The organism is Kitasatospora purpeofusca, assembly GCF_042691725.1.
GTDB lineage: Bacteria > Actinomycetota > Actinomycetes > Streptomycetales > Streptomycetaceae > Kitasatospora > Kitasatospora purpeofusca_B.
The window spans coordinates 6,060,266-6,082,408 of sequence record NZ_CP170483.1 but is presented as its reverse complement, the minus strand read 5'-3'; the positions used below and the strand labels follow the sequence as shown (position 1 = coordinate 6,082,408).

At 73.8% G+C, this 22,143-nt stretch carries 20 protein-coding genes and 1 tRNA gene; 11 read left to right on the top strand and 10 right to left on the bottom strand.

The features are described 5' to 3' along the window. Positions 1–3 precede the first annotated feature (3 nt). From ACFCLZ_RS26225 to ACFCLZ_RS26215, 3 genes are all read left to right on the top strand, one after another. Complete coding sequence (locus tag ACFCLZ_RS26225; RefSeq protein WP_380279825.1) at positions 4–921, top strand: ATP-binding cassette domain-containing protein; 918 nt, start codon at positions 4–6, stop codon at positions 919–921. Continuing rightward, positions 918–2,066: an ABC transporter permease gene (locus ACFCLZ_RS26220; RefSeq protein ID WP_380279823.1), complete on the top strand. Its 1,149-nt coding sequence runs from the start codon at positions 918–920 to the stop codon at positions 2,064–2,066. Before ACFCLZ_RS26225 ends, ACFCLZ_RS26220 begins: the two co-directional genes overlap by 4 nt. Positions 2,067–2,178: 112 nt before the next feature. Further along, positions 2,179–2,583 carry a globin gene (locus tag ACFCLZ_RS26215; protein ID WP_380279821.1) on the top strand — a complete coding sequence of 135 codons (405 nt, stop codon included), beginning with the start codon at positions 2,179–2,181 and terminating at the stop codon, positions 2,581–2,583. A 21-nt stretch (positions 2,584–2,604) separates the two neighbouring features. Here the strand turns inward: ACFCLZ_RS26215 and ACFCLZ_RS26210 are convergent, their stop codons facing one another. From ACFCLZ_RS26210 to ACFCLZ_RS26190, 5 genes are all read right to left on the bottom strand, one after another. Continuing rightward, entirely contained in the window at positions 2,605–3,297 is a 693-nt protein-coding gene (locus tag ACFCLZ_RS26210; RefSeq protein WP_380279819.1) for a hypothetical protein, read from the bottom strand. A gap of 68 nt (positions 3,298–3,365) precedes the next feature. After that, positions 3,366–3,806: an acyl-CoA thioesterase gene (locus ACFCLZ_RS26205; protein ID WP_376096674.1), complete on the bottom strand. Its 441-nt coding sequence runs from the start codon at positions 3,804–3,806 to the stop codon at positions 3,366–3,368. Positions 3,807–3,919: 113 nt separating this feature from the next. Next, positions 3,920–5,584 (bottom strand): energy-dependent translational throttle protein EttA, encoded by a 1,665-nt coding sequence (gene ettA / locus ACFCLZ_RS26200; RefSeq protein WP_380279817.1) that lies wholly within the window; start codon positions 5,582–5,584, stop codon positions 3,920–3,922. A 215-nt stretch (positions 5,585–5,799) separates the two neighbouring features. Then, the gene (locus tag ACFCLZ_RS26195; RefSeq protein WP_380279815.1) at positions 5,800–7,272 is read right to left on the bottom strand and encodes a Cys-Gln thioester bond-forming surface protein; all 1,473 of its coding nucleotides are present in this window, start codon (positions 7,270–7,272) and stop codon (positions 5,800–5,802) included. A gap of 361 nt (positions 7,273–7,633) precedes the next feature. Further along, a complete protein-coding gene (locus ACFCLZ_RS26190) occupies positions 7,634–8,206 on the bottom strand; it encodes a single-stranded DNA-binding protein (protein ID WP_380279813.1) in 573 nt (190 codons plus the stop codon). Between the two features lie 645 nt (positions 8,207–8,851). On the opposite strand from ACFCLZ_RS26190, the gene ACFCLZ_RS26185 reads away from it, so the two are divergent. Next, a tRNA-Arg gene (locus ACFCLZ_RS26185) sits at positions 8,852–8,927 on the top strand. Positions 8,928–9,083: 156 nt separating this feature from the next. Here ACFCLZ_RS26185 and ACFCLZ_RS26180 read toward each other — a convergent pair. After that, positions 9,084–9,764 (bottom strand): TetR/AcrR family transcriptional regulator, encoded by a 681-nt coding sequence (locus ACFCLZ_RS26180; protein WP_380279811.1) that lies wholly within the window; start codon positions 9,762–9,764, stop codon positions 9,084–9,086. A 67-nt stretch (positions 9,765–9,831) separates the two neighbouring features. Between ACFCLZ_RS26180 and ACFCLZ_RS26175 the strand changes: the two genes are divergently transcribed. Next, on the top strand, positions 9,832–10,392 hold the full coding sequence (locus ACFCLZ_RS26175; RefSeq protein ID WP_380279810.1) for a GNAT family N-acetyltransferase: 561 nt from the start codon (positions 9,832–9,834) through the stop codon (positions 10,390–10,392). 95 nt (positions 10,393–10,487) lie between these two features. On the opposite strand, the gene ACFCLZ_RS26170 is transcribed toward ACFCLZ_RS26175, so the two are convergent. Further along, positions 10,488–11,996, bottom strand: coding sequence for an MFS transporter (locus tag ACFCLZ_RS26170; RefSeq protein WP_380279808.1), 1,509 nt, complete (start codon positions 11,994–11,996; stop codon positions 10,488–10,490). A 147-nt stretch (positions 11,997–12,143) separates the two neighbouring features. Here ACFCLZ_RS26170 and ACFCLZ_RS26165 point away from each other — a divergent pair, with 147 nt between their 5' ends. Next, positions 12,144–12,833 carry a TetR/AcrR family transcriptional regulator gene (locus ACFCLZ_RS26165; RefSeq protein ID WP_380279806.1) on the top strand — a complete coding sequence of 230 codons (690 nt, stop codon included), beginning with the start codon at positions 12,144–12,146 and terminating at the stop codon, positions 12,831–12,833. Positions 12,834–12,889: 56 nt separating this feature from the next. Then, the gene (locus tag ACFCLZ_RS26160; RefSeq protein WP_380279805.1) at positions 12,890–13,702 is read left to right on the top strand and encodes an enoyl-CoA hydratase/isomerase family protein; all 813 of its coding nucleotides are present in this window, start codon (positions 12,890–12,892) and stop codon (positions 13,700–13,702) included. A 39-nt stretch (positions 13,703–13,741) separates the two neighbouring features. Here ACFCLZ_RS26160 and ACFCLZ_RS26155 read toward each other — a convergent pair whose 3' ends face one another. Then, positions 13,742–14,959 carry an acyl-CoA dehydrogenase family protein gene (locus ACFCLZ_RS26155; protein ID WP_380279803.1) on the bottom strand — a complete coding sequence of 406 codons (1,218 nt, stop codon included), beginning with the start codon at positions 14,957–14,959 and terminating at the stop codon, positions 13,742–13,744. 124 nt (positions 14,960–15,083) lie between these two features. Here ACFCLZ_RS26155 and ACFCLZ_RS26150 point away from each other — a divergent pair, with 124 nt between their 5' ends. Beyond that, a complete protein-coding gene (locus ACFCLZ_RS26150) occupies positions 15,084–15,710 on the top strand; it encodes a TetR family transcriptional regulator (RefSeq protein WP_380279801.1) in 627 nt (208 codons plus the stop codon). Between the two features lie 174 nt (positions 15,711–15,884). On the opposite strand, the gene ACFCLZ_RS26145 is transcribed toward ACFCLZ_RS26150, so the two are convergent. Beyond that, positions 15,885–17,936, bottom strand: coding sequence for a M3 family metallopeptidase (locus tag ACFCLZ_RS26145; protein WP_380279799.1), 2,052 nt, complete (start codon positions 17,934–17,936; stop codon positions 15,885–15,887). A 238-nt stretch (positions 17,937–18,174) separates the two neighbouring features. On the opposite strand from ACFCLZ_RS26145, the gene ACFCLZ_RS26140 reads away from it, so the two are divergent. Beyond that, a complete protein-coding gene (locus tag ACFCLZ_RS26140) occupies positions 18,175–19,890 on the top strand; it encodes a bifunctional 3'-5' exonuclease/DNA polymerase (protein WP_380279797.1) in 1,716 nt (571 codons plus the stop codon). 4 nt (positions 19,891–19,894) lie between these two features. Here the strand turns inward: ACFCLZ_RS26140 and dhaM are convergent, their stop codons facing one another. Beyond that, complete coding sequence (dhaM, locus tag ACFCLZ_RS26135; RefSeq protein WP_380279795.1) at positions 19,895–20,287, bottom strand: dihydroxyacetone kinase phosphoryl donor subunit DhaM; 393 nt, start codon at positions 20,285–20,287, stop codon at positions 19,895–19,897. A 125-nt stretch (positions 20,288–20,412) separates the two neighbouring features. Here dhaM and dhaK point away from each other — a divergent pair, with 125 nt between their 5' ends. Together dhaK and dhaL are read left to right on the top strand one after the other, a co-directional pair. Then, positions 20,413–21,408 (top strand): dihydroxyacetone kinase subunit DhaK, encoded by a 996-nt coding sequence (gene dhaK, locus ACFCLZ_RS26130; RefSeq protein WP_380279793.1) that lies wholly within the window; start codon positions 20,413–20,415, stop codon positions 21,406–21,408. A 23-nt stretch (positions 21,409–21,431) separates the two neighbouring features. Beyond that, positions 21,432–22,100, top strand: coding sequence for a dihydroxyacetone kinase subunit DhaL (gene dhaL / locus ACFCLZ_RS26125; protein ID WP_380279792.1), 669 nt, complete (start codon positions 21,432–21,434; stop codon positions 22,098–22,100). Positions 22,101–22,143: the final 43 nt, after the last annotated feature.

Here is a 22,143-nt window from a genome sequence, read left to right as displayed (position 1 = left end):
GTTATGACTGCTGCAATATCCGCCGACGGAATCCGTCAGCGGTACGGGGACGTGCAGGCCGTCGACGGGGTGTCACTCACCGTCGAAGCCGGCGAATTCTATGGAATCCTCGGGCCGAACGGCGCCGGGAAGACCACCACGCTGGAGATCCTGGAGGGGATCCGCAAGCCCGACGAGGGCCGGATCGAGCTGCTGGGGCTGGCGCCCTGGCCGCGCAATCCCAAGCTGCTGCCGCGCATCGGCGTCCAGTTCCAGGCCTCCGCCTTCTTCAACAAGCTCACGGCGCGGGAGACCATCCGCACCTTCGGCTCCTTCTACGGCGTCGGCCCCAAGCGGGCCGACGCGATGCTGGAACGGGTCGGCCTGACCGAGTCGGCGGGGGTGATGACCGACAAGATGTCCGGCGGCCAGGCCCAGCGCCTCTCGATCGCCTGCGCCCTGGTCCACGGCCCGGAGCTGGTCTTCCTGGACGAGCCCACCACCGGCCTCGACCCGCAGGCCCGCCGCAACCTCTGGGACCTGCTGCGCGACATCAACTCCGAGGGCCGCACCGTCGTGCTCACCACCCACTACCTGGACGAGGCCGAGGTGCTCTGCGACCGCGTCTCGGTGATGGACCGCGGCCGGATCCTGCGGACCGGGGCGCCCGCCGCGCTGGTCCGCGAGATCGACGACACCGTCCGGGTCAGCGTGGAGTCCGGCCTGCTGACGCTCGACACCGCGCGCGAGCTGTTCACCGCCGCCGGGGCGGAGATCACCTCGCTGGAGGACAACGGCGTCTCGCTGTCGCTGTCCACCCGCCTGCCGGGGCCGGTGCTCTCCGTGCTCGCCGAGCAGGGCGCGCTGCGCGGCCTGGAGGTCCGCGGCGCCACCCTGGAGGACGTCTTCCTCCAGCTGACCGGACGGGAGTACCGCGCATGAGCGCCGAGCCCACCACGGCCGCGCCCGCGGCCGCCCCCGCGCCGGGCGGCACGCCCTCGGCGCCCGTCGAGGACGAGCGGGTCTCCGCCTTCGCCAGCCTCTCCCGGGTGATGCTGGTCGCCTTCGTCCGCGACCGCAGCGCGCTGTTCTTCGTGCTGCTCTTCCCGCTGATGTTCCTGCTGCTGCTCGGCACCCTGCTCAAGGGCGCCTCCAGTCCGCACGCCAAGGTGGAACAGGTCGGCGCCGTGCGGGTGCTGGACTCGGTCCAGGGCGAGGCCCGGGCCGGTCTGGAGCAGGTGCTGAGCATCACCAGGGGCGACGACGAGGCCGCCGCGCTGGAGAAGGTCCGCAAGGGCGACCTGGACGCGATGATCAAGGAGGGCCCGGACGGCAGGGTGGTGGTGCGCTACAGCGCCGCCGACCAGGTCCGCTCCGGCTCCGTCCAGGGCATCGTCAACTCCGTGGTCCAGCAGGCCAACCAGGCCGCCAGTGGCAAGCCTGCGGCGTTCGTCCTGGAGAGCAGCCGGGTCGAGGACGAGTCGCTCAAGCCGATCCAGTTCCTCACCCCCGGCCTGCTGGGCTGGGCGGTGGCCACCGGCGCGGTGTTCAGCGCCTCGCTGACCCTGGTCGGCTGGCGGCAGAAGAAGGTGCTGCGGCGGCTGCGGCTCGCCCCGGTGAGCGCCGGGTCGATCATCTCCTCCCGGGTCGCCGTCTCGGTGCTGACCGCGCTCGCCCAGACCGCGGTCTTCCTGGCCGTGGCCACCCTGCCGTTCTTCGGGCTGAAGCTCACCGGCAACTGGTGGCTGGTGATCCCGCTGGTGGTCTGCGCGACCGTCGCCTTCATGTCGATCGGCCTGCTGGCCGGCTCGATCGCCAAGACCGAGGAGGCGGCCAACGGCCTGTCGCAGATCATCGTGCTGCCGATGTCGTTCCTGTCCGGCTCGTTCTTCCCGACCGACGACATGCCCGGCTGGCTCAAGGCGATCTCCGAGGTGCTGCCGCTGAAGCACCTGGTCAGCTCGGCGCAGTCGGTGCTCTCCCGGGGCGGCGGCGTGATGGACGCGCTGCCGACCATGGGCGGACTGCTGCTCTTCGCCGCCGTGATGACCGGCATCTCCTGGAAGCTGTTCCGCTGGGAGGACTGAGCACCCGGCGCCCGCCCGGGGTCGTCACGGGGTCGTCACGGGGTCGTACGCCCACGGACCTGGTTCCCAGGTCCCGGTGTACGGCCCCGCCGCCGTCTGCGACCATGGTCGGGTGAACGAGATCCGGCGTGGCACGCTCAGCGAGGAGACCTTCTTCGAGCAGGTCGGCGGCGAGCCGACCTTCCGGCGACTGGTCCACCGGTTCTACCAGGGCGTCGCGGAGGATGAGTTGCTCCGGCCGATGTACCCGGAGGAGGACCTCGGGCCGGCCGAGGAGCGGTTCGCGCTCTTCCTGATGCAGTACTGGGGCGGCCCGCGCACCTACAGCGAGCAGCGCGGCCACCCGCGGCTGCGGATGCGGCACGTGCCGTTCAAGGTGGACCGGGCGGCGCACGACGCCTGGCTGAAGCACATGCGGGTGGCGCTCGACGAGCTGGCCCTGCCGCAGGACGCCGAGCGACAGCTCTGGGACTACCTCACCTACGCCGCCGCCTCGATGATCAACACCGAGGGCTGACCGGGGCGCCGTCCCCCGCGGCTACCCGACCGGGCTGAGGCCGAGCCCTGCGCCGGGCGCGGCCGCGGTGCGGACCGCCACCGAGCCCGCCGGGGCGGACAGCCGCAGCCAGCCGCCGGCCCGGTGCACGGTCAGCGGGGCCTGCGGGGCCAGGAAGCCGATCACCTGGGCCGCGTGGGCGGCCCGCAGCGGCAGCTCGGGCAGCGCGGTCACCGGGCGGGACCAGATCTCGTCGGCCAGCGCGTCGAGCACCGCGCGGGTCCGGTGGTGCGCCGGGACGGCCTCGCTGCGCTCACGGAACTCCCGCACCGCGGCCGCCACTTCGAGGCGCACCCGGGCGGCGGGCGGGGTGCCCACCGGCCGCCAGCCGGTGCGCGGCGGCAGCAGTCCGGCCCAGGCCGGGCCGGTGACCGGGGAGGGCAGCGCGACGGTGTCCGCCTCCGTGTCCACGCCGTCCAGCAGCTGCCCGGCCGACACGGTCCGGTCGAGCGGCTCGGCGAGGCGGGCCAGGCGCGCGGTGCGCACCGCGAGCGCGCCCGAACCGCCCAGCGGCAGCCGCCCGAAGACGGCCAGCACGCCGCCGCCGTCCGGCCGCGGCACGCCCTGCAGCCGGACCGCCGCCGCCTTGTCGAAGCGCAGCAGGCGGACCAGGAAGGCGGCCAGGTCGGCGGCCTCCCCGGTGTCGGCGAGAGGAAGGGCGGCGGTGCTGTTCAACGCTTCGGCTCACATCCGGGCATCGGGCGTACGAGTACAGGACGGGGACGGGACGGGGACGGGCGCGGTCAGACCGCGACGGCCGGCTCCTCGTCCATGAAGCGGGTCAGGAACTCCCGCTCCACCGGGCTGATCCGACGCGGCCGGCCCTCGGCGAGGTCGTAGGGCACGACCACGGTGGACGCCCGGACGTAGACGGTCTCGGTGCCGTCCGCGGCGGTGTCCTTGATCTCGTACGAGACGGTCAGCGAGGCGCCGCCGATCCTGGTCACCCAGGTCTCGACGGTGACCGGCTCGGGCCGGTGCACCAGCGGGCGCTTGTAGTCGATCTCGTGGCGGGCCACCACCGAACCGCCCGCGAACTCGCCCGCGCCGGCCTCGGCGGCCTGGGTGAACATGAAGTCGATCCGGGCCTCCTCCAGGTAGCGCAGGAAGACCACGTTGTTGACGTGCCCGAAGGCGTCCATGTCGGACCAGCGCAGCGGGCAGGCGTAGATGTGGCGTGCCACGGGTTCTCCTCGACGTCCGGTGCCCGCCGGCGGTGCGTGCCGGTCGGGCCGCGGCCCGGCAGGCCGCCCCCACGGGGGCGGGCGGCCTGCCGGGCCGTCGTCACGACTGGGTGTCAGCCGCGGGTCAGCTTCTTGTAGGTGGCCCGGTGCGGACGGGCCGCGTCCGCACCCAGCCGCTCGATCTTGTTCTTCTCGTACGACTCGAAGTTGCCCTCGAACCAGAACCACTTGCTGTCGCCCTCGTAGGCGAGGATGTGGGTGGCGACCCGGTCCAGGAACCAGCGGTCGTGCGAGATGACCACGGCGCAGCCGGGGAACTCCAGCAGCGCGTTCTCCAGCGAGGAGAGGGTCTCGACGTCGAGGTCGTTGGTGGGCTCGTCGAGGAGCAGCAGGTTGCCGCCCTGCTTCAGGGTGAGCGCCAGGTTGAGGCGGTTGCGCTCACCGCCGGAGAGCACGCCGGCCGGCTTCTGCTGGTCCGGGCCCTTGAAGCCGAACGCGGAGACGTAGGCGCGGGACGGCATCTCGACCTGGCCGACGTTGATCCAGTCCAGACCGTCGGAGACGACCTCCCAGAGGGTCTTCTTCGGGTCGATGTTGGAGCGGCTCTGGTCGACGTAGCTGATCTTGACGGTGTCGCCGACCTTGACCGAGCCGCTGTCCGGGGTCTCCAGGTCCTGGAGCATCTTGAACAGGGTGGTCTTGCCGGCGCCGTTCGGGCCGATGATGCCGACGATGCCGTTGCGCGGCAGGGTGAAGCTGAGGTCGTCGATCAGGACCTTCTCGCCGAAGGCCTTGTTGAGGTTCTCCACCTCGATGACGACGCTGCCCAGGCGCGGGCCCGGCGGGATCTGGATCTCCTCGAAGTCCAGCTTCCGCATCTTGTCGGCCTCGGCGGCCATCTCCTCGTAGCGGGCCAGACGCGCCTTGGACTTGGCCTGGCGGCCCTTGGCGTTGGAGCGGACCCACTCCAGCTCTTCCTTGAGCCGCTTGGCGCGCTTGGCGTCCTTCTGGCCCTCGACCTTGAGACGGGACTGCTTGGTCTCCAGGTAGGTGGAGTAGTTGCCCTCGTACGGGTAGGCGCGGCCGCGGTCGAGCTCCAGGATCCACTGGGCGACGTTGTCCAGGAAGTACCGGTCGTGGGTGACGGCGACGACGGTGCCCTTGTACTTCTCCAGGTGCTGCTCCAGCCAGTTCACCGACTCGGCGTCCAGGTGGTTGGTGGGCTCGTCGAGCAGCAGCAGGTCGGGGGCCTCCAGCAGCAGCTTGCAGAGCGCCACGCGGCGCTTCTCGCCACCGGAGAGCTTGGTGACCGCCCAGTCGCCGGGCGGGCAGCCCAGGGCGTCCATGGCCTGCTCCAGCTGGGCGTCCAGGTCCCAGGCCTCGGCGTGGTCCAGCTCCTCCTGGAGCTTGCCCATCTCGTCGAGCAGCGCGTCCGAGTAGTCGGTCGCCATCAGCTCGGCGATCTCGTTGAAGCGGTCGAGCTTGCCCTTGATCTCCTTGACGCCGTCCTGGACGTTCTCCAGGACCGTCTTGGACTCGTCGAGCGGGGGCTCCTGGAGGAGCATGCCCACGGTGAAGCCGGGCGAGAGGAAGGCGTCGCCGTTGGAGGGCTGCTCCAGACCGGCCATCATCTTCAGCACGGTGGACTTACCGGCACCGTTGGGGCCCACGACGCCGATCTTCGCTCCGGGGAGGAAGCTGAGCGTCACGTCGTCAAGGATGACCTTGTCTCCGTGCGCCTTGCGCACCTTGCGCATCGTGTAGATGTATTCCGCCACGTGAGATCGCTCCGGCGTCGTCGGGAGTAATTCGGCTTGCAGCCTTCCATTGTGCCGCACCCGACCCGGAGCCCCGAACCGCCGGGTGCCCGTCCCCGGGTGCCCCCAGGGGTATCCCGCGCACGACGCGGCCCGGCTCCCCGCACGCGTGGTGCGGGGAGCCGGGCCGGGTGCTGCCGGATCACGCCCTACCGGGTCGTGTCCCGGGTGGTGCCTCAGGCGGCGTTGCCACCGCGGCGGCGGCGCAGCAGGAAGACCGCGGCTCCGCCGGCCACGACCAGACCGCCGGCGACGGCGGCGATGACCGGGGTGGCGTCACTGCCACCGGTCTGGGCCAGGCCACCGGTGGTGCCGGGGGTCGTGCCGGTCGGCGCCGGCTGCGCGGTGGTGGCGGAGGCCGACGGGGTGGCGCTCGGGGTGGCCGGCTTGCTGGTGGTCGGCGCCGCGCTGGTCGGGGCCGGGGTCGACGGCTTGGTGGTCGGGGTGGCCGACGGGCTCGGCGTGGTCACGCTGGTGGTCTTGCAGTCCAGGATGCCCTTGAAGTTCTTGGTGAAGCCGTTCGGGCCGCTCACCGTGATGTCGTAGCCGGTGTCCTCGGCGACCTGGACGACCACGGTCTCGATCTTGCCCGGCTGGACGGTGACGTCCTTGCCCGGCTTCACGGAGACGGTGGCCGCCTCGTCGCCGCCGTTGGAGACGAAGACCTTCACGCCGTTGGCGACGCACTCGACGACCGCGGAGCTGTCGACCAGCGGGCCCTTGCCGGCCTTCCAGGTCGCCTTGGCGGAGTCCTTGACGCCGAGCTTGGTCGAGCCGGCCAGGATCATGGTCTGGCTGTGCTCGGCCGGGGTGTAGCCCTTGCTGAGGAAGACGCGGCCGCTGGGCACGACGGTCTCGGCGGAGGCGTCGACGGCGGCGGTGCCGTCCGGGGTGCCCGCGGGGACGTCCAGGAACAGCTGGGTGTCCTTGGCGACCGGGCCGGCCAGGTCGGTGACCGGCTTGCCGTCCTTGTCGACCAGCTTGACCTTGTCGGCGGAGTCGCCGGTGACGGCGAGCTTCACCTCGTTGGCGCTGGAGTTGATGGTGAACGGGCCGAGCTTGCCGCCAGGCTTGCCGGACACCGAGTCCGGGGTGAGGCTCAGCGAGGGCTTGGGCTCGGCGGCGATGCCCTTGTTCTTCTCGCTGACGAGGTAGTCGCGCAGCTGCTTGGCCTCGGCGTCGACCGGGACGGCGTTCTTGCCGTCGGAGAACTTCCAGATCGCGGCCTGGGTGCCGGCGGCGGCGTCCTCCTTGGTCAGGTCACCCTTGACGCCGGCGTCGGTGGCCAGCTTCTTGAGGTCGGTGACCTGCGGGTAGGAGTTCTCCAGGATCCAGCGGATCTTGGAGGCGTCCTCGGCCTTGGCCGGGCTGCCGAGCGAGCTCGACTTCCAGTCGGACTCCTGGTACTCGATCTTCTTGGTGATGTCGACCGGGTGGTCGATGTCGATGCAGTACGTCTTGATCTCGCCGTCGGGCGTCGTGAGGGTGAAGAGACCGCCCTGGATGGAGTGGCTGCCCTCGATGGCGATCTCCTCGCTCATCAGGGTCGGCTGGATCACCGCCGTGACGGCGCCACCGGAGGCGCCGGCCGCAGCCGCCGCACCGGCCGCGAACACACTCCCGCCCAGCGCAACGCTGGTCGCGAGCATGACAGTAGTGAAACGGGGGAGCGTCCGCCCCTGCCTCTGCAACATCTTGGGATCCCTCCGGGCCGGGCCATGCCGATGGGCAGCCCGCCTTGCTTGCCGCGCCCCCTGTGGCGCTGCTTCACGATGTGAACCAGACGCATCTTATGGAGCGCCAGAGGCCCAGAAACCCCCATGCGAAATCAGGACGATTCCGTATCTGGATCGTTATCAACCACCTCAGTGTCTCCACAAGCTGACGGACAGCCAGAATTTTGGGATCATTCCGCTAACCGGAACGGGATTGCGCGTGCGGGTCGCAACACCCTTCTCGATTCGCATATTTGTCGACAGTGCTACCGCCCGCCGGACACCCCGTCACCCGCTAGGCGCCACCCCCGGTTTCCCCCTCGGCCACCGCGCCGACGCCCGCCCCGGCCGGCCGCCGGCCACGCAGGGCGTCCACGATCCACCCGGGCACCGGCTCGCCGACCGGACCCCCGGCCGCCTCGTCCGGCCCGGCCGCCCCGTCGGCCGCCCGCCCCGGGGGCCCACCCGGAGAGCCGCCCGGGAATCCGCCCGGAGACCCGTTCCGCGCCCCCGGCGCCCAGCTGAACCTCGCCGTGCCCCGGCTCAGATCGTGTCCGACCGATCGGGCGTCGATCTCCACCCGGCTCCGCTTCACCTCCCCCTCCGCCCACTCCCGCACCCGCAGCCTCCCGCTCACCACCACCGGATCCCCTTTCGACAGCGAATCGATCAGGTGGCCCGCCAGCGCCCGCCAGGCCGTCACCGTCACCCATTGCGTCTCACCGTCGACCCAGCCGTCCCGCGCCCGGTCGTAGCGCCGCTCGGTCGACGCCAGCCGGAAGTTCGCGACCGGCACCCCGCCGGGGGTCTGGGTGTAGGTCACCTCGGTGGCGACATTCCCGATCACCGTCACCTGGGTCTCGTTCACAGCACGCTCCGCTCTCTCGGTTGCACCGTACGGAATCGACCGGTGCGCGTTGAGAGTGCGCTTCCCGGAAAATGCGCACCCGGGAGATCGGAAATCCTGTGGACAACTCGGGGCTGTGGAAAACCCATGTCGCCCGCAGGGGTGAATTTCAGCCTTTGTGCGACCATCACACCCATGCTCTGCGGGGCCATGACAAGAATCCTCGGGCCGCCCCGCCGCCCCGGGACACCCCCAGGGGTGGCCCCGGGGACCGTCCGCGCACGTCATCCGACCGAACGAACCCGAATACGGCCCCCCACCCGCGTCGATGCCGGCCTCGGCCGCGGCGCTTTCTCCGTGCCGAATCCATAACGGGTGGGCAGACAGCCCCGTAACGAGTGCACAACGTCCGGCGCGGAACACCTCCAGACCGCTGCACTCACGGCCTTCACCTGCGATTATCGGACCGCTCCACCGAGGCCGACACACCAACGGCGGTGTCGCAACAGCCGGCCGAGGAACGGGACACCCTTATCCTGTCCCCGACAGGGCAAGGACCCGCCGGCCCCCACACCCAACCCTCAGGTACGGGAGCGGACAGCGGGCGCCGCGCGCCCACCGCCCGATCCCGGCAACGGTCACGCCCATCCGGGCGCCGCCCGTCCCGCCCCCATAGCTCAGCGGATAGAGCACCCGCCTTCTAAGCGGTAGGTCGCAGGTTCGAATCCTGCTGGGGGCACCACGCAACACCGCGCCGCGGCCGGCGCCGCGCACTTCGCGCATTTCGCGCCCGGCACCGAGCGCGCATAACCCGTGACCATCCGTGTCATGCACTCTCCGAAAAGACCCGTCCGGGGAATTCCCGGTGCCGGAAACACCCGAACGCCGGCGCGGCGCCCTAGGCCGAAGAAGCGCCCGCGCCGGCGCCCTCGCCCGCCACCCCGCCCGCACGCCCACCCGCGCCGGCGCCCGCCGTCAGCTGCGCCAGGTAGGCGTCCAGCAGCTCCGTCTGCCGCCGCGCCGGGAACTCCGCCGGGGCGAACAGCGCCTGCACGACCAGCCCCAGCACGAAGGCCTGCGCCGCCGCCGCGACCTCGGCCGCCGGCGGCCCGGCCGGCAGCTCGCCGAGCCGCCGCGCGGTCTCGACGCACTCCGTCAGCAGCCCGCGCGCCCGCGCGTACCGCGCCGCGTGCGCCTCGGACAGCTCCGGATCGGCCAGCGCGACGTCCCAGGAGCCCACCCAGATCCGGTTGCCCGCCCGGCCCGGCGCGTCCAGCGGCAGCACGTCCAGCAGCGCCGCCCGCAGCCGCGCCAGCCCCTCGGGCGGCGGCGGTCCCCCGTCGGCCGGCGCGAGCCGCCTCGGCCGGGCCAGCGAGCGCCGGTCCAGCACGTCCAGCGCATGCGCGACCAGCGCCTTCTTGCTGGGGAAGTAGTGCGTCAGCAGCCCGGTGGTGGCGCCCATCTCGGCGGCCACCGCACGCAGCGTGAGCCCCTCGAAACCCCGGGTGGACAGCACCCGCCAGACCGCCTCGGAGACTTCGGTTCGGCGGGCTTCATGATCTCCACGTGCCGGTGTCATGGGGTTATCTTACGTACCAAACGTTTGTTACGAACGATCCGTCGACCTCGCCGCGAAAGGCCCGCCCATGTTCGCCGTCCCCCTCGCCGAGAACGCCGAGCTCCGCCCGCTGGAGCCCTGGCAGGCGCCCGAGTACCTGGAGCACATCGAGCGCGGTCGCGCCCACATCGACGCCTGGATCGGCTGGGCCGGCCTCGCCACCGACCTCGACTCCGCCCGCACCGTCCTGCAGCGCTACGCCGACCGGCAGGCCGCCGACACCGCCCGCCTCTACGGCATCTGGCTGGACGGCACGCTGGTCGGCGGCGTGATGTTCGTGCAGTTCGACGCCAAGAGCGGCACCTGTGAGATCGGCGTCTGGACCGAGCCCGCCGGCCAGGGCCACGGGCTGGTCACCACCGCCGTCCGGCACCTGATCGACTACGCCTTCACCACCCGGGGCATGCACCGGATCGAGTGGCACAACCGGCCGGAGAACAGCCGCAGCCGCGCGATCGCCCAGCGTCTGGGCTTCACGCTGGAGGGCGTCATGCGGGAGAGCTACCTGCACGGCGGCGTCCACCACGACGGCGAGGTCTGGTCGCTGCTCACCCACGAGTGGAAGCCGCAGGGCGCTCCCGCCTCCTGACGGCACGACGGCGGGGCCGGTGGAGTCGTCCACCGGCCCCGCTCCCCCGTTCCCCCCGTTCCCCCGCTCCCCTCCCCGCCCCGCCCCGCCCCCGGTCAGGCCACCAGCGCCTGCTTCTCGCGCACCGGCTCCCCCGTCGCCGCCCGCCCCCGCAGCCGCAGCACGATCAGCAGCGCCAGCGCCATCACCCCGGCCGCCGAGAGGAAGACGGCGTCCACCGCGTCCACGAACCCGGCCACCGCGTGCTCCCGCGCCGCGCCGGTCAGCCGGCCGACCGCGCCCAGCGGCAGCCCCGGCTCGTACCGCGCGAACACCCGGGCCAGCACGGTGCCGAACAGCGCCGCCCCCAGCGCACCGCCCAGCGTCTGGAAGAACCGGATGCCGGCGGTCGCCACGCCCAGCTGCCGCGGCGGGGCGGCGTCCTGGACGACGGTGATGAGGTGGCCGATCAGCTGGCCGAGCCCGACCCCCAGCAGCGCCAGCTCGCCCCGGACCAGCCACAGGGACGTCCCCGGCCCGTTCAGCCCGAGCAGCAGCAGCGCGACCGCGGCGCAGCCGCAGCCGGCGGCCAGCACCGTACGGACCGACCGGCCGCGCGCCGTCAGCCGGCCGACCACCAGGCCGATCGCGGTCATCCCGACCGCCATCGGCAGCAGGTAGAGGCTGGCCGAGGTCGCGGCGACCCCCCGGGCGACCTGCAGGTAGAGCATCACGTACATGATCGCTCCGGCCAGGGCCATGCCGACCAGGCCCTGCACCGCGAAGCCGATCCGCACCTCCGGGATCCGGAACAGCGAGAGCGGCAGCACCGGATCGGCGGCGGTGGCCTGCCGCCACAGGAAGAGGCCGAACGCCAGCAGCGTCGCCGCGGCCAGGCCGAGCAGTTGCGGGGACGTCCAGCCGTACGTCCTGCCGCCCCACTCGGTGACCAGCAGCAGGCCGGTGGCGAAGGCGGCGGCCAGCGCCGCGCCGGGGAAGTCCAGCCCCCGCTGGCCGGCCGCGACGGGCAGTCGCAGCACCAGCGCGGAGCCGACCAGGACGAGCAGGCCGATCGGCAGGTTGACGTAGAAGATCCAGCGCCAGCTGAAGTGGTCCGCGAGCAGCGCGCCGATCAGCGGACCGAGCGCCATGCCGCCGCCGGCGACGATGCCGCCCGCGGCGCCGCCCCCGCCGCCCTTCTCCTCGTCCGGGTCCTTGAGCTGGGCCATCACCACCATGGTCACGCTCATCAGTCCGCCGCCGCCGACGCCCTGGACGGCCCGGAAGGCGATCAACTGCCCCATCGACTGCGCGGCCCCGCAGAGCGCCGAGCCGAGCAGGAAGGCGCCGACCGCGCCGATCAGCACCCGCTTGGCCCCGTACACGTCGCAGAGCTTGCCGTAGAGCGGCAGCAGCGAGGTGGTGGCCAGGGCGAACGCGCTGACCAGCCACGGCATCCGGTCGACGCCGTGGACCGGGTCGAGATCGCGGACGATCGGCACGGTGGCCGCCGACACGATGTTCATGTCGAGCACGGCCAGGACGATCGTGATCAGGCAGAGCAGCATGCCCAGCTTGCGCTGGGGCTCCGTCATCGGAGCCGCGGCCGGCTCGTCGGCGTCCATCGGAAGTCCCCCCGGGGATCGTGGAGTTCGGGCACGAGAACGGCCCGGCGCCGGGCCGGAGCGGCGGCGCGGCACCACGATGGCAGCATTTTTTGACTCGGTCAATTCTTCGGCCGGGTACATCTTTGTCCCTGGTACAGTCTTCCCATGGCGAGGAGTACGACGGGCAACGGGCGCAACGGGGGCGACGGGGCCGAACTGGGCCTGCGGGAGCGGAAGAAGCGGCAGACCGCGCTGCGGATCTGGCAGACCGCCATCGCGCTGTTCGCCGAGCGCGGCTTCGACGAAGTCTCGGTCGCCGAGATCGCCGCCGCCGCCGAGGTCTCCAAGATGACCGTCTTCAACTACTTCGCGACGAAGGAGGACCTCGTCCTCGGCCCGATGGAGCAGCACATCGACGAGCCCGCCCGGGTGGTGCGCGAGAAGGCCCCCGAGGTCCCGGCGGCGGCCGCGCTGCACGCCCAGTACGTCGCCGCGCTCGCCGTTTTCGACCCGGCCACCGGGCTGAGCGACCAGCAGCCGGTGCTCGACGTGGTCCGGCTGGTCTACCGCACCCCGGTGCTGGCGCTGCGGGCGTCCGTCGGGTTCGACACCAGGGCCCGCGCGGAGCTCGCCGCCGAACTGCTCGCCCAGGACCCGGCGGGCGATCCGCTGACCGCCCGGGTGGCCGCCGCCCAGCTCCTGGGCACCCGGCTGGTGCTGACGGAGGAGAACCAGCGCCGGATGCTGGCCGGCGAGCGGGCCGCGGACGTCCTGCCCGAGGCCCTGGCCGCCGCCCACCGGGCCTTCGCGCTGGTCGAACGGGGCCTCGGCGACTACGGCGCCACCCGGCCCTGACCGCCGCCGCCGCGCTCTGGGAGAGTGTCCGCACCCGAACCCTCCCGGAGGTGCCCATGGCCACCCGGCCGCTGCTGACGCGCGAGCGCGCCCCGCTGCCCACCGAGACCGACGGCCTGAACGCCCGGCTCGGCGAGGACGGCGTCGCGGTGCTGGAGTTCGACCGCCCGCACCGGCGCAACGCCGTCACGCTGGCGATCTGGCAGGCGCTGCCCGGCGTGCTGGAGCGGATCGCCGGGGAGCCGGGCGTGCGCGCCCTGCTGGTGACGGGCGCGGGCGGCACCTTCAGCGCCGGCGCGGACATCGACGAACTCGCCGACGTCTACGGCGACCCGGACCGCGCCGACGCCTACCACGCGGTCAACGTCGCCGCCGAGGAGGCGCTGGCGGCCTTCCCGCACCCGACGATCGCCGTGGTGCACGGCGCCTGCGTCGGCGGCGGCTGTCAGCTGGCGCTCGCCTGCGACCTGCGGTTCGTCGCCGAGGACTCCCGGCTCGGCATCACCCCGGCCAAGCTGGGCGTGGTCTACCCGGCGGTGCCGACCCTGCGGCTGGCCCGGCTGGTCGGCCCGGCGCGCGCCAAGTACCTGCTGTTCTCCGGCGAGCTGCTGCCCGGGCCGCGGGCGGCCGCCCTGGGCCTGGCCGAACGGGTCCTGCCGGCCGCCGAACTGGACGCGGGGGCCCTGGAGTTCGCCCGGCTGCTGACCACCCGCTCGCCACAGACCATCGGCGCGGTCAAGGCCGCCCTGGCCGTCCCGCCGGAGCAGGCCGCGGCCGCCCTCGCCCCCTGGGAGCGCCGCTCCCGCGAGGCTCCCGACGTCCGCGAGGGCCTCGCCGCCTTCCTGGAGCGCCGACCGGCCCGGTTCTGAGCCCCGTCCGGGGCCGCTCCCCGGCCGGGCGGCGGGCGGTCAGCGGATCGGCAGCCCGGAGACGGCGCGGGCGATGACCAGCCGCTGGATCTCGCTGGTCCCCTCGAAGATCGAGTAGATCGCGCTGTCCCGGTGCATCCGCTCGACCGGGTACTCCCGGGTGAAGCCGTTGCCGCCGAGGATCTGCATCGCCTGCGCGGTGACCCACTTGGCCGTCTCGCCCGCGTAGAGCTTGGACATCGAGCCCTCGGCGGAGGTGAACGGCTGCTGGGTGGCGGCCATCCAGGAGGCCCGCCAGACCAGCAGCCGGGCCGCGTCGATCCGGGTCCTCATGTCGGCCAGCTGGAAGGCCACGCCCTGGTTGTCGATGATCGGGCGGCCGAACTGCACCCGGGTCCTCGCGTAGTCGAGCGCCACCTCGTACGCAGCCCGGGCGATGCCGATCGCCTGCGCGCCGACGGCCGGCCGGGAGGCCTCGAAGGTGGCCATCGCGGCGTTCCGCCCGCCCTTGCGGACGCCCTCGCGGGCCCGGGCCAGGCGCTCGTCCAGCTTCTCCTTGCCGCCGAGCAGGCAGTGCCCGGGCACCCGGACGGCGTCCAGCACCACCTCGGCGGTGTGCGAGGCGCGGATGCCGTGCTTCTTGAACTTCTGGCCCTGGGTGAGCCCGGGTGTGCCCGGCGGCACCACGAAGGACGCCTGCCCGCGCGCGCCGAGCGCCGGGTCGACGGTCGCGACGACCACGTGGACGGCGGCGATCCCGCCGTTGGTGGCCCAGGTCTTGGTGCCGTTCAGCACCCACTCGCCGGTGGCCTCGTCGTACACGGCCCGGGTGCGCAGCGCGGAGACGTCGGAGCCGGCGTCCGGTTCGGAGGAGCAGAAGGCGGCCACCTTGACGTCGTCCGGGGTGCCGAACATCTGCGGCGCCCAGGTGCCGATCTGCTCGTCGGTGCCGTTGGCGAGCACCGCGACGGCGGCGAGGGTGGTGCCGACGATGGACAGGCCGATGCCGGCGTCGCCCCAGAACAGCTCCTCCATGGCGATCGGGATGCCCACGCCGGAGGGGTCGAAGTACTGCTGGGCGTAGAAGTCGAGCGAGTAGATGCCGAGCCCGGCGGCCTCCTGGATGATCGGCCAGGGGGTCTCCTCGCGCTCGTCCCACTCGGCGGCGGCGGGCCGCATCACGTCGGCGGCGAAGCCGTGCAGCCAGTCGCGGACGGCGAGCTGGTCCGGACCCGGGTCCAGCGAGAAGGTGCTCATGGGTGGTGGCCTCCGAGGAAGGGTGCGACCGGCCGGGGTGTTACCACCGGTAACATCGTCGGAGTCTGCTACTGCTTGGTAACCGGTGTCAACGCCCGCACCCACACGGAACGAGGAACCGCGCATGGATCCAGAGCCCCGCCGGGAACAGCTGCTCAACGCCGCCGACCGGGTCATCCAGCGCGAGGGCCCCGGCGCCAGCATGAACGCCATCGCCGCCGAGGCCGGCATCACCAAGCCGATCCTCTACCGGCACTTCGGCGACCGGAACGGCCTGGTCAGGGCCCTGACCGAGCGCCACACCGGAGGGCTGCTGGCCGCCGTCCGGGCCGCGCTCGCCGAGCCGCTGGAGCGCCGCGACCGGGTCGAACACGTGTTGGACACCTACCTCGCCGGGATCGAGGCCCGCCCGCAGGTCTACCGGCTGCTCACCCACCCCGAGCCGGGCGACCCGAGCGGCGCGGGCAACGCGCTCGCCCCGGCGCTCCAGCAGATCGCCGAGGAGATCACCCGGGCCGTCGCCGACCAGATCGACCTCGGCGCCGACCGCGAGCTGCTCGCCGAGGCCTGGGGCCGGGCCATCACCGGCATGGTGCTGGCGGCCGGCGACTGGTGGCTGGACTCCCGGCCCTGCTCGCGCACCCGGATGGTCCAGGCGCTCGCCGACCTGCTCTGGGGCCGGCTGGCGGCCGCCGCCGACCTGCCGACCGCCGCCCTGCCGGCCGGCCCGGCGCCGGAGCCCGCCGACTGACCGCGGCCGGGCTCCGGGCGCCCGCCCGGGCACCCCGGCCACGGTCACCCTCGAACCGCGCTGACACCGGGCCCGGCGGCACGACCGGTGCCGCCGGGCAACCCCGCCCCGAGCCGAAGGGGCGCGCCGGTGCCGAACGGGAGAAGGGCCAAGCCGCCGACCGTCGGCGCCGGGTCAGAGCGCCCCGGAGGCGAGCGGGCGAGTGACTAGCCCGCGGCGGGCCAGCAGCGGCCCGGTCTCCGGGGCGCGCCCGACCACCGCGCGGAAGGAGTCCAGCGCGTCCCGGGAGTCGCCGCGCGCCAGCAGCTCGCGGCGGAACACCTCGCCGCTCTCCCGCACGCTCCGGCCGTTGCCCTTGAACCACTCCACCGTGTCGGCGTCCAGCACCTCCGACCAGATGTACGCGTAGTAGCCCGCGCTGTACCCGCCCGCGAAGATGTGCCCGAAGTAGGTGGTTCGGTAGCGCGGCGGGACCGCCGCCACCGCCAGCCCGGCCTCGGCCAGCGCCGCCGCCTCGAACTCCCGGGCGTCCGCGACCACCCGGCCCTCCGGCAGGGTGTGCCAGGCCCAGTCCAGCAGCGCCGCCGCCAGGTACTCGACGGTCCGGAAGCCCTGCCCGAAGGACTCCGCCGCCGCCATCCGCTCGACCAGCTCGGCCGGCAGCGGCTCGCCCGTCTCGTGGTGCCGGGCGTAGTTGGCCAGCACCTCCGGCCACACCATCCACATCTCGTTGACCTGCGAGGGGAACTCCACGAAGTCCCGCGGCACCGCCGTGCCCGCGACGTACGGGTGGCGGACGTCCGAGAACAGCCCGTGCAGCGCGTGCCCGAACTCGTGGAACAGCGTGCGGACCTCGTCCCAGGAGAGCAGCACCGGCTCCCCGGGCGCCGGCTTGGCGATGTTCAGGTTGTTGTAGACCACCGGCCGCTGCCCCAGCAGGTCGGACTGGCTGACCAGTTCGTCCATCCAGGCGCCGCCGCGCTTGGACGCCCGGGCGTGGAAGTCGCCGAGGAACAGGCCCAGCGCCGAGCCGTCCGCGTCGAACACCTCGAAGACCCGGGTGTCCGGGTGGTAGCCGACGAGGTCCGGCCGCTCGGTGAAGGTCACCCCGTAGGCCAGGTTGGCGGCGAAGAACACGCCGTCCCGCAGCACCCGCTCCAGCTCGAAGTAGGGGCGCAGCGCCGCCGCGTCCACCTGGTACGAGGCCCGCCGGACCTGCTCCGAGTAGTACGCCCAGTCGTACGCGGCGATCTCCTCGACGCCGTCGGCGGCGGCGAGCTTGGCCAGCTCGGCGGCCTCCCGGCGGGCGTTGGCCACGGCCGGCGGCACCAGCCGGGCGAGCAGCGCGTCCACCGCCTCGACGGTGCCGGCCGTCTCGTCGGCCACCACGTAGGCGGCGTGGGTGTCGTGGCCGAGCAGCCGGGCCCGCTCGGCGCGCAGCGCGGCCATCCGGATCGCCAGCGGGCCGTTGGTGTCGACGGCGCGGTCCAGCGAGGCGGCGAGCAGCCGCTCGCGCACCGAGCGGTCGGTGAGCGAGGCCAGTTCGGTCTGGTTGGAGAAGTTCTTCAGGCTCAGCACGAACGTGTCCGGGCGCCCGAGCGCCCGGCCGTTCTCGGCGGCGGCCGCGATCTCGTCCGCCGAGAGGCCCGCCAGCTGCTCGGCGGAGTCCAGCACCAGCGCCCGGGCCTGCGAGTCGGCCGACACGTTCTGCCGGAACTCCGAGGAGGCGGCGGCGAGTTCGGTGTTGATCGCGCGCAGCCGGTCCTGCTGCTCGGTGCCCAGCCGGGCGCCGGCCCGGACGAAAGCGGTGTGCCGGCGCTCCAGCAGCCGCAGCGTCTGCGGGTCCAGGTCCAGGTCGGCGCGACGGGCATGCAGCTCCTCGATCCGGGCGAACAGCGCGGCGTCCAGGTGGATCGCGTCCCGGTGCGCGGCCAGCCGGGGGCTGATCGCGGCGTCGATCCGGTCGACCTCGGGGGTGGTGTCGGCGGCGGAGTGGTTCTCGAAGACCACCTTGACCCGGTGCAGCAGCCTCCCCGAGCGCTCCAGCGCGACCAGGGTGTTCTCGACCGTCGGCGGCTGCGGGTCGGCGGTGATCGCGGCGATCTCGGCGAGCTGCTCGGCCATCCCGCGCTCGAAGGCGGGCAGGTAGTGCTCCGGCCGGATCTCGGCGAACGGCGGCAGTTCGTAGGCCAGGGTGCTGGGCCTGAAGAACGGGTTCTCGGTCATTTCGCCGACCTTACGCGCTGTCATCGGCGCTGCCTACGGCCCCCACCCGGCAGCCCGGCGCACCCGTCCCGACGCGTGCCGGGACACCGCCCGGGCACCGTCCGGGCCCGCCGCCGGACGCCGCGGCTCCGCTTGTCGTACCCTCCCGCTACCGTCGACACCGGCCGCCCGTACGCCCCCGTACCCCCAACGAACGGCCACGCCAGGACCGCGGTCCGCACAGGAGGAGGAGCCCCCCATGGCACCCCGGATCGCCCTCGCCCCCGATCCGCACGGCCCCGGCGGCCGGCTCCGGCCGCTCGACGACGCGGGCACCCCGCTCGGCCCGCCCGAACCCGTCCCCGACCTCGCCGCCGCCGTCGCCGCCCGGGAGGCCGCCGAACACCCCCGGTGGGTATGGGCCGCCGCCGACTCCGGCTACGCCCCGCTGCTCCCCCGGCTGCCGGACCGGCTCGCCCGCTGCCACGACCTGCGGCTGGTGGAGGCGCTGCTGCTCGCCCACGAGGGACGGTTCGGCGCCCCGCGCTCGCTCGGCGCCGGCTGGGCCCGGCTGCACGGCCTGCCCGTCCCCGCCGACCTGCCCGAGCCCGGCTCCGCCGAGGCCGACGACGGCCAGGACACCCTGTTCGCCCCCGACCGGCTGCAGCTGCCGCCGGGCACTGACCCGCTGGCCGCCGTGGTCGCCGTGCACGCCGAGCAGCAGCGCCGGCTCGCCGCGATCGCCGACCCGGCCGCCCGCGCCCGGTTCCGGCTGCTGACCGCCGCCGAGTCGGCGGGCGCGCTGGCCGCCGCCGAGATGGCCGACGACGGCCTGCCCTGGAGCGTCGACGTCCACGACCGGCTGCTCACCGAGCTGCTCGGCCCGCGCCCCACCGTCCCCGGCACCCAGCCCCGGCTACTCGCCGAACTCGCCGTCGAGCTCCAGCGGGCACTCGGCGGGCGCCCGTTCAACCCGGACTCGCACAGCCAGGTGCTGCGCGCCTTCGCCGACGCCGGCATCCCGCTCGCCTCCACCCGCTCCTGGGAGCTGAAGACGATCGACCACCCGGCGGCCCGGCTGCTGGTCCGCTACAAGGAGCTGTCCCGGATCCACGTCGCGCACGGCTGGGCCTGGCAGGACGCCTGGGCGCGCGGCGGCCGGTTCCGCCCCGAGTACGTGGTCGGCGGCGTGGTCTCCGGCCGCTGGGCCAGCCGGGGCGGCGGGGCGCTGCAGATCCCGCGCATCCTGCGCCGCGCCGTGGTCGCCGACCCGGGCTGGCTGCTGGTGGTCGCCGACGCCGCCCAGCTGGAGCCGCGGGTGCTCGCCGCGCTCTCGCAGGACGCCGGGCTGGCCCGCACCGCCGCCGGCGGCGACCTCTACGAGGCACTGGCCGCCACCGCCTTCCAGGGCGACCGCGACAAGGCCAAGCTGGGCCTGCTCGGCGCCATGTACGGCCAGACCAGCGGCGACATCGGCCCGCTGCTGGCCATCCTGCGCACCCGCTACCCGGCCGCGATGGGCTACGTCGAGGCGGCCGCCCGCACCGGCGAGGACGGCGGCGTGGTCGCCTCCCGGCTGGGCCGCCCGTGCCCGCCGGCCTCGGCGGACTTCCTCGACCTCACCGAGGCGCCCGAGACGGCGGGCGACGCCGGCGGCCGCTCGGCCCGCGCCCGCGGCCGGTTCACCCGCAACTTCGTCATCCAGGCCAGCGCGGCCGACTGGGCCCTCGCCCTGCTGGCCGCGCTGCGCCGCCGGCTCGCCGAACTCCCGGTGGCCACCGCGGCCGACCGCCCGCACCTGGTCTTCTTCCAGCACGACGAGGTGATGGTGCACACCCCCGCCAACCTCGCCGACGCGGTGGCGGCGGCGGTCGAAGCGGCGGCGGACGAGGCCCGCCGGCTGGTCTTCGGCGACACCCCGGTGCGGTTCCCGCTCAGCACCGCCGTGGTGGAGTGCTACGCCGACGCCAAGTGAGCCCTCACAGCTTGCGGAAGCCGCGCGCCTCCTCGGCGGCGGCCACCACCTCGGCCAGCGCCGCCCCGGTCGAGGCGGTCACCGCCGCGGCCACCGCGCCCTCCACGAACGGCGCGTCGACCAGCACCGCGCCGGGCCGCGGCTCGTCCTCCAGCACGGTCACCGCCGTCAGCACCGAACTCCCGAGGTCCGGCAGCACCGCCACGCCCGCCCCGGTGTCCGCCTCGGCCACGGCCCGCGCGATCAGCTCGTAGCTGGTCCCGAGCCCGCCCTCCTCGGTCCCGCCCGCCACCACCACCCGCACCTCGTCCGAGGCGAGCTCCGCCAGCAGCTCCTTCAACCCGCCGGCCAGCGCCGCGCTGTGCGAGACCAGAACAATGCCCACGTGTCCACTCATGCCCCGACCCTAGAACCTGTGCTCCACCCGGGTGAGTCCTCTCCGGCGTGTCGGATTCCGCGCCCCGCACCCCCGTCTGGCGTAGCGTCGGGGCAGCACCGTCTGCCGAGGGGAGCGCGTACGCCGTGAAGAAGCTCATCAACGACCCGGAGACCGTCCTGGAGGACGCGCTGGCCGGGGTGGCCGCCGCCCATCCGGAGCTGGCGGTGGACGTCGCCAACCGGGTGATCACCCGGGCCGTGCGGCCGGCGGGGCCCAAGGTGGCGCTGGTCTCCGGCGGCGGGTCCGGGCACGAGCCGCTGCACGGCGGCTTCGTGGGGCCCGGCATGCTGGACGCGGCCTGCCCCGGCGAGGTGTTCACCTCCCCCGTCCCGGACCAGATGCTGGCGGCCGCCAAGGCCGTGGACTCCGGCGCCGGCGTGGTGTTCGTGGTGAAGAACTACACCGGCGACGTGATGAACTTCGAGCTCGCCGCGGAGCTGGCCGCCGAGGAGGGCCTCGAGGTCCGCACGGTGCTGGTGAACGACGACGTCGCGGTGGAGGACTCGACCTGGACGGCCGGGCGGCGCGGCACCGGCGCGACGGTGCTGGTGGAGAAGATCGCGGGCGCGCTGGCCGAGCGCGGCGCGCCGCTGGACGAGGTGGCCGCCCTCGGCGAGCGGGTGAACGCGGCCTCCCGCTCGTTCGCGATCGCGCTGACCGCGGCGACCGTCCCGGCGGCGGGCAAGCCCGGCTTCGAGCTGGCCGCGGACGAGATCGAGGTGGGCGTCGGCATCCACGGCGAGCCGGGACGGCGCCGGGAGCGGTTGCGCCCGGCCCGCGAGCTGGCCGCCGAGGTGGTCGAGACGATCCTCGCCGACCACCGCCTGACCGCCGGCGACGAGGTGATCGCCCTGGTCAACGGCCTGGGCGGGACGCCGCTGATGGAGCTGTACATCGTCTTCGGCGAGGTCGCCGCCCGGCTGGCCGGGCACGGCATCACGGTGGCCCGCAGCCTGGTCGGCAACTACGTGACCAGCCTGGACATGGCCGGCTTCTCGCTCACCCTCACCAAGGCCGACGGCCCGCTGCTGGAGCTGTGGGACGCCCCGGTGGACACCCCCGCCCTCAAGCGCGCCTGACCGGCGGAACAGGAGCACCCGAGATGGACGTCGACACCCGCCTCGCCGAGGCCTGGGTCCGCGCGATGGCCGCCGCGGTCGAGAAGGAGCACGGGCGGCTCACCGAGCTGGACTCCGCGATCGGCGACGGCGACCACGGCAGCAACCTGCGGCGCGGCTTCACCGCCGTGCTGGCCGCCCTGGACGCGCCGGACGCCCCGGCCCCCGCCGGACCCGGGGCGGTGCTGACCAAGGCCGGCAGCACGCTGATCTCCAAGGTCGGCGGCGCCTCCGGACCGCTCTACGGCAAGGCGTTCCGGGCGATCGGCGGCGCGCTGCCGCAGCCCGGCGAGGCGCCCGCCGACGCGGCCGGGCTCGGCGAGGCACTGGCGGCCGGCCTGCGGGCGGTGCGGGAGCTCGGCAAGGCCGAGCCGGGCGACAAGACCATCGTCGACGCGTGGACGCCCGCGCTGGACGCCTACCGGGCGGCGGTGGCCGCCGGCGGCGGGCTGCCGGAGGCCGCCGCGGCCGCGGCGGAGGGCGCCGAGCGGGGCGCCCTGGACACCGTGCCGCTGCAGGCCCGCAAGGGGCGCGCCTCCTATCTGGGCCCGCGCAGCATCGGCCACCAGGACCCGGGCGCCACCTCCACCGCCCTGCTCTTGCGCGCCCTCGCCGAGGCTGTCGGCCGCCCGCCCGCCTCCGGGGCGCTCTGACCCGGCGCCGGCAGTCGGCGGGAAGGGCGGCTCGGGGCGGGTC

What these genes read in the sequence shown, in the direction of transcription:
- ACFCLZ_RS26225 (WP_380279825.1), top strand. Translation starts at nt 4, where the DNA reads ATGACTGCTGCAATATCCGCCGACGGAATCCGTCAGCGGTACGGGGAC.
- ACFCLZ_RS26220 (WP_380279823.1), top strand. Translation starts at nt 918, where the DNA reads ATGAGCGCCGAGCCCACCACGGCCGCGCCCGCGGCCGCCCCCGCGCCG.
- ACFCLZ_RS26195 (WP_380279815.1), bottom strand. Translation starts at nt 7,272, where the DNA reads ATGCTCGCGACCAGCGTTGCGCTGGGCGGGAGTGTGTTCGCGGCCGGT.
- ACFCLZ_RS26180 (WP_380279811.1), bottom strand. Translation starts at nt 9,764, where the DNA reads ATGACACCGGCACGTGGAGATCATGAAGCCCGCCGAACCGAAGTCTCC.
- ACFCLZ_RS26175 (WP_380279810.1), top strand. Translation starts at nt 9,832, where the DNA reads ATGTTCGCCGTCCCCCTCGCCGAGAACGCCGAGCTCCGCCCGCTGGAG.
- ACFCLZ_RS26170 (WP_380279808.1), bottom strand. Translation starts at nt 11,996, where the DNA reads ATGGACGCCGACGAGCCGGCCGCGGCTCCGATGACGGAGCCCCAGCGC.
- ACFCLZ_RS26165 (WP_380279806.1), top strand. Translation starts at nt 12,144, where the DNA reads ATGGCGAGGAGTACGACGGGCAACGGGCGCAACGGGGGCGACGGGGCC.
- ACFCLZ_RS26160 (WP_380279805.1), top strand. Translation starts at nt 12,890, where the DNA reads ATGGCCACCCGGCCGCTGCTGACGCGCGAGCGCGCCCCGCTGCCCACC.
- ACFCLZ_RS26155 (WP_380279803.1), bottom strand. Translation starts at nt 14,959, where the DNA reads ATGAGCACCTTCTCGCTGGACCCGGGTCCGGACCAGCTCGCCGTCCGC.
- ACFCLZ_RS26150 (WP_380279801.1), top strand. Translation starts at nt 15,084, where the DNA reads ATGGATCCAGAGCCCCGCCGGGAACAGCTGCTCAACGCCGCCGACCGG.
- ACFCLZ_RS26145 (WP_380279799.1), bottom strand. Translation starts at nt 17,936, where the DNA reads ATGACCGAGAACCCGTTCTTCAGGCCCAGCACCCTGGCCTACGAACTG.
- ACFCLZ_RS26140 (WP_380279797.1), top strand. Translation starts at nt 18,175, where the DNA reads ATGGCACCCCGGATCGCCCTCGCCCCCGATCCGCACGGCCCCGGCGGC.
- dhaM (WP_380279795.1), bottom strand. Translation starts at nt 20,287, where the DNA reads ATGAGTGGACACGTGGGCATTGTTCTGGTCTCGCACAGCGCGGCGCTG.
- dhaL (WP_380279792.1), top strand. Translation starts at nt 21,432, where the DNA reads ATGGACGTCGACACCCGCCTCGCCGAGGCCTGGGTCCGCGCGATGGCC.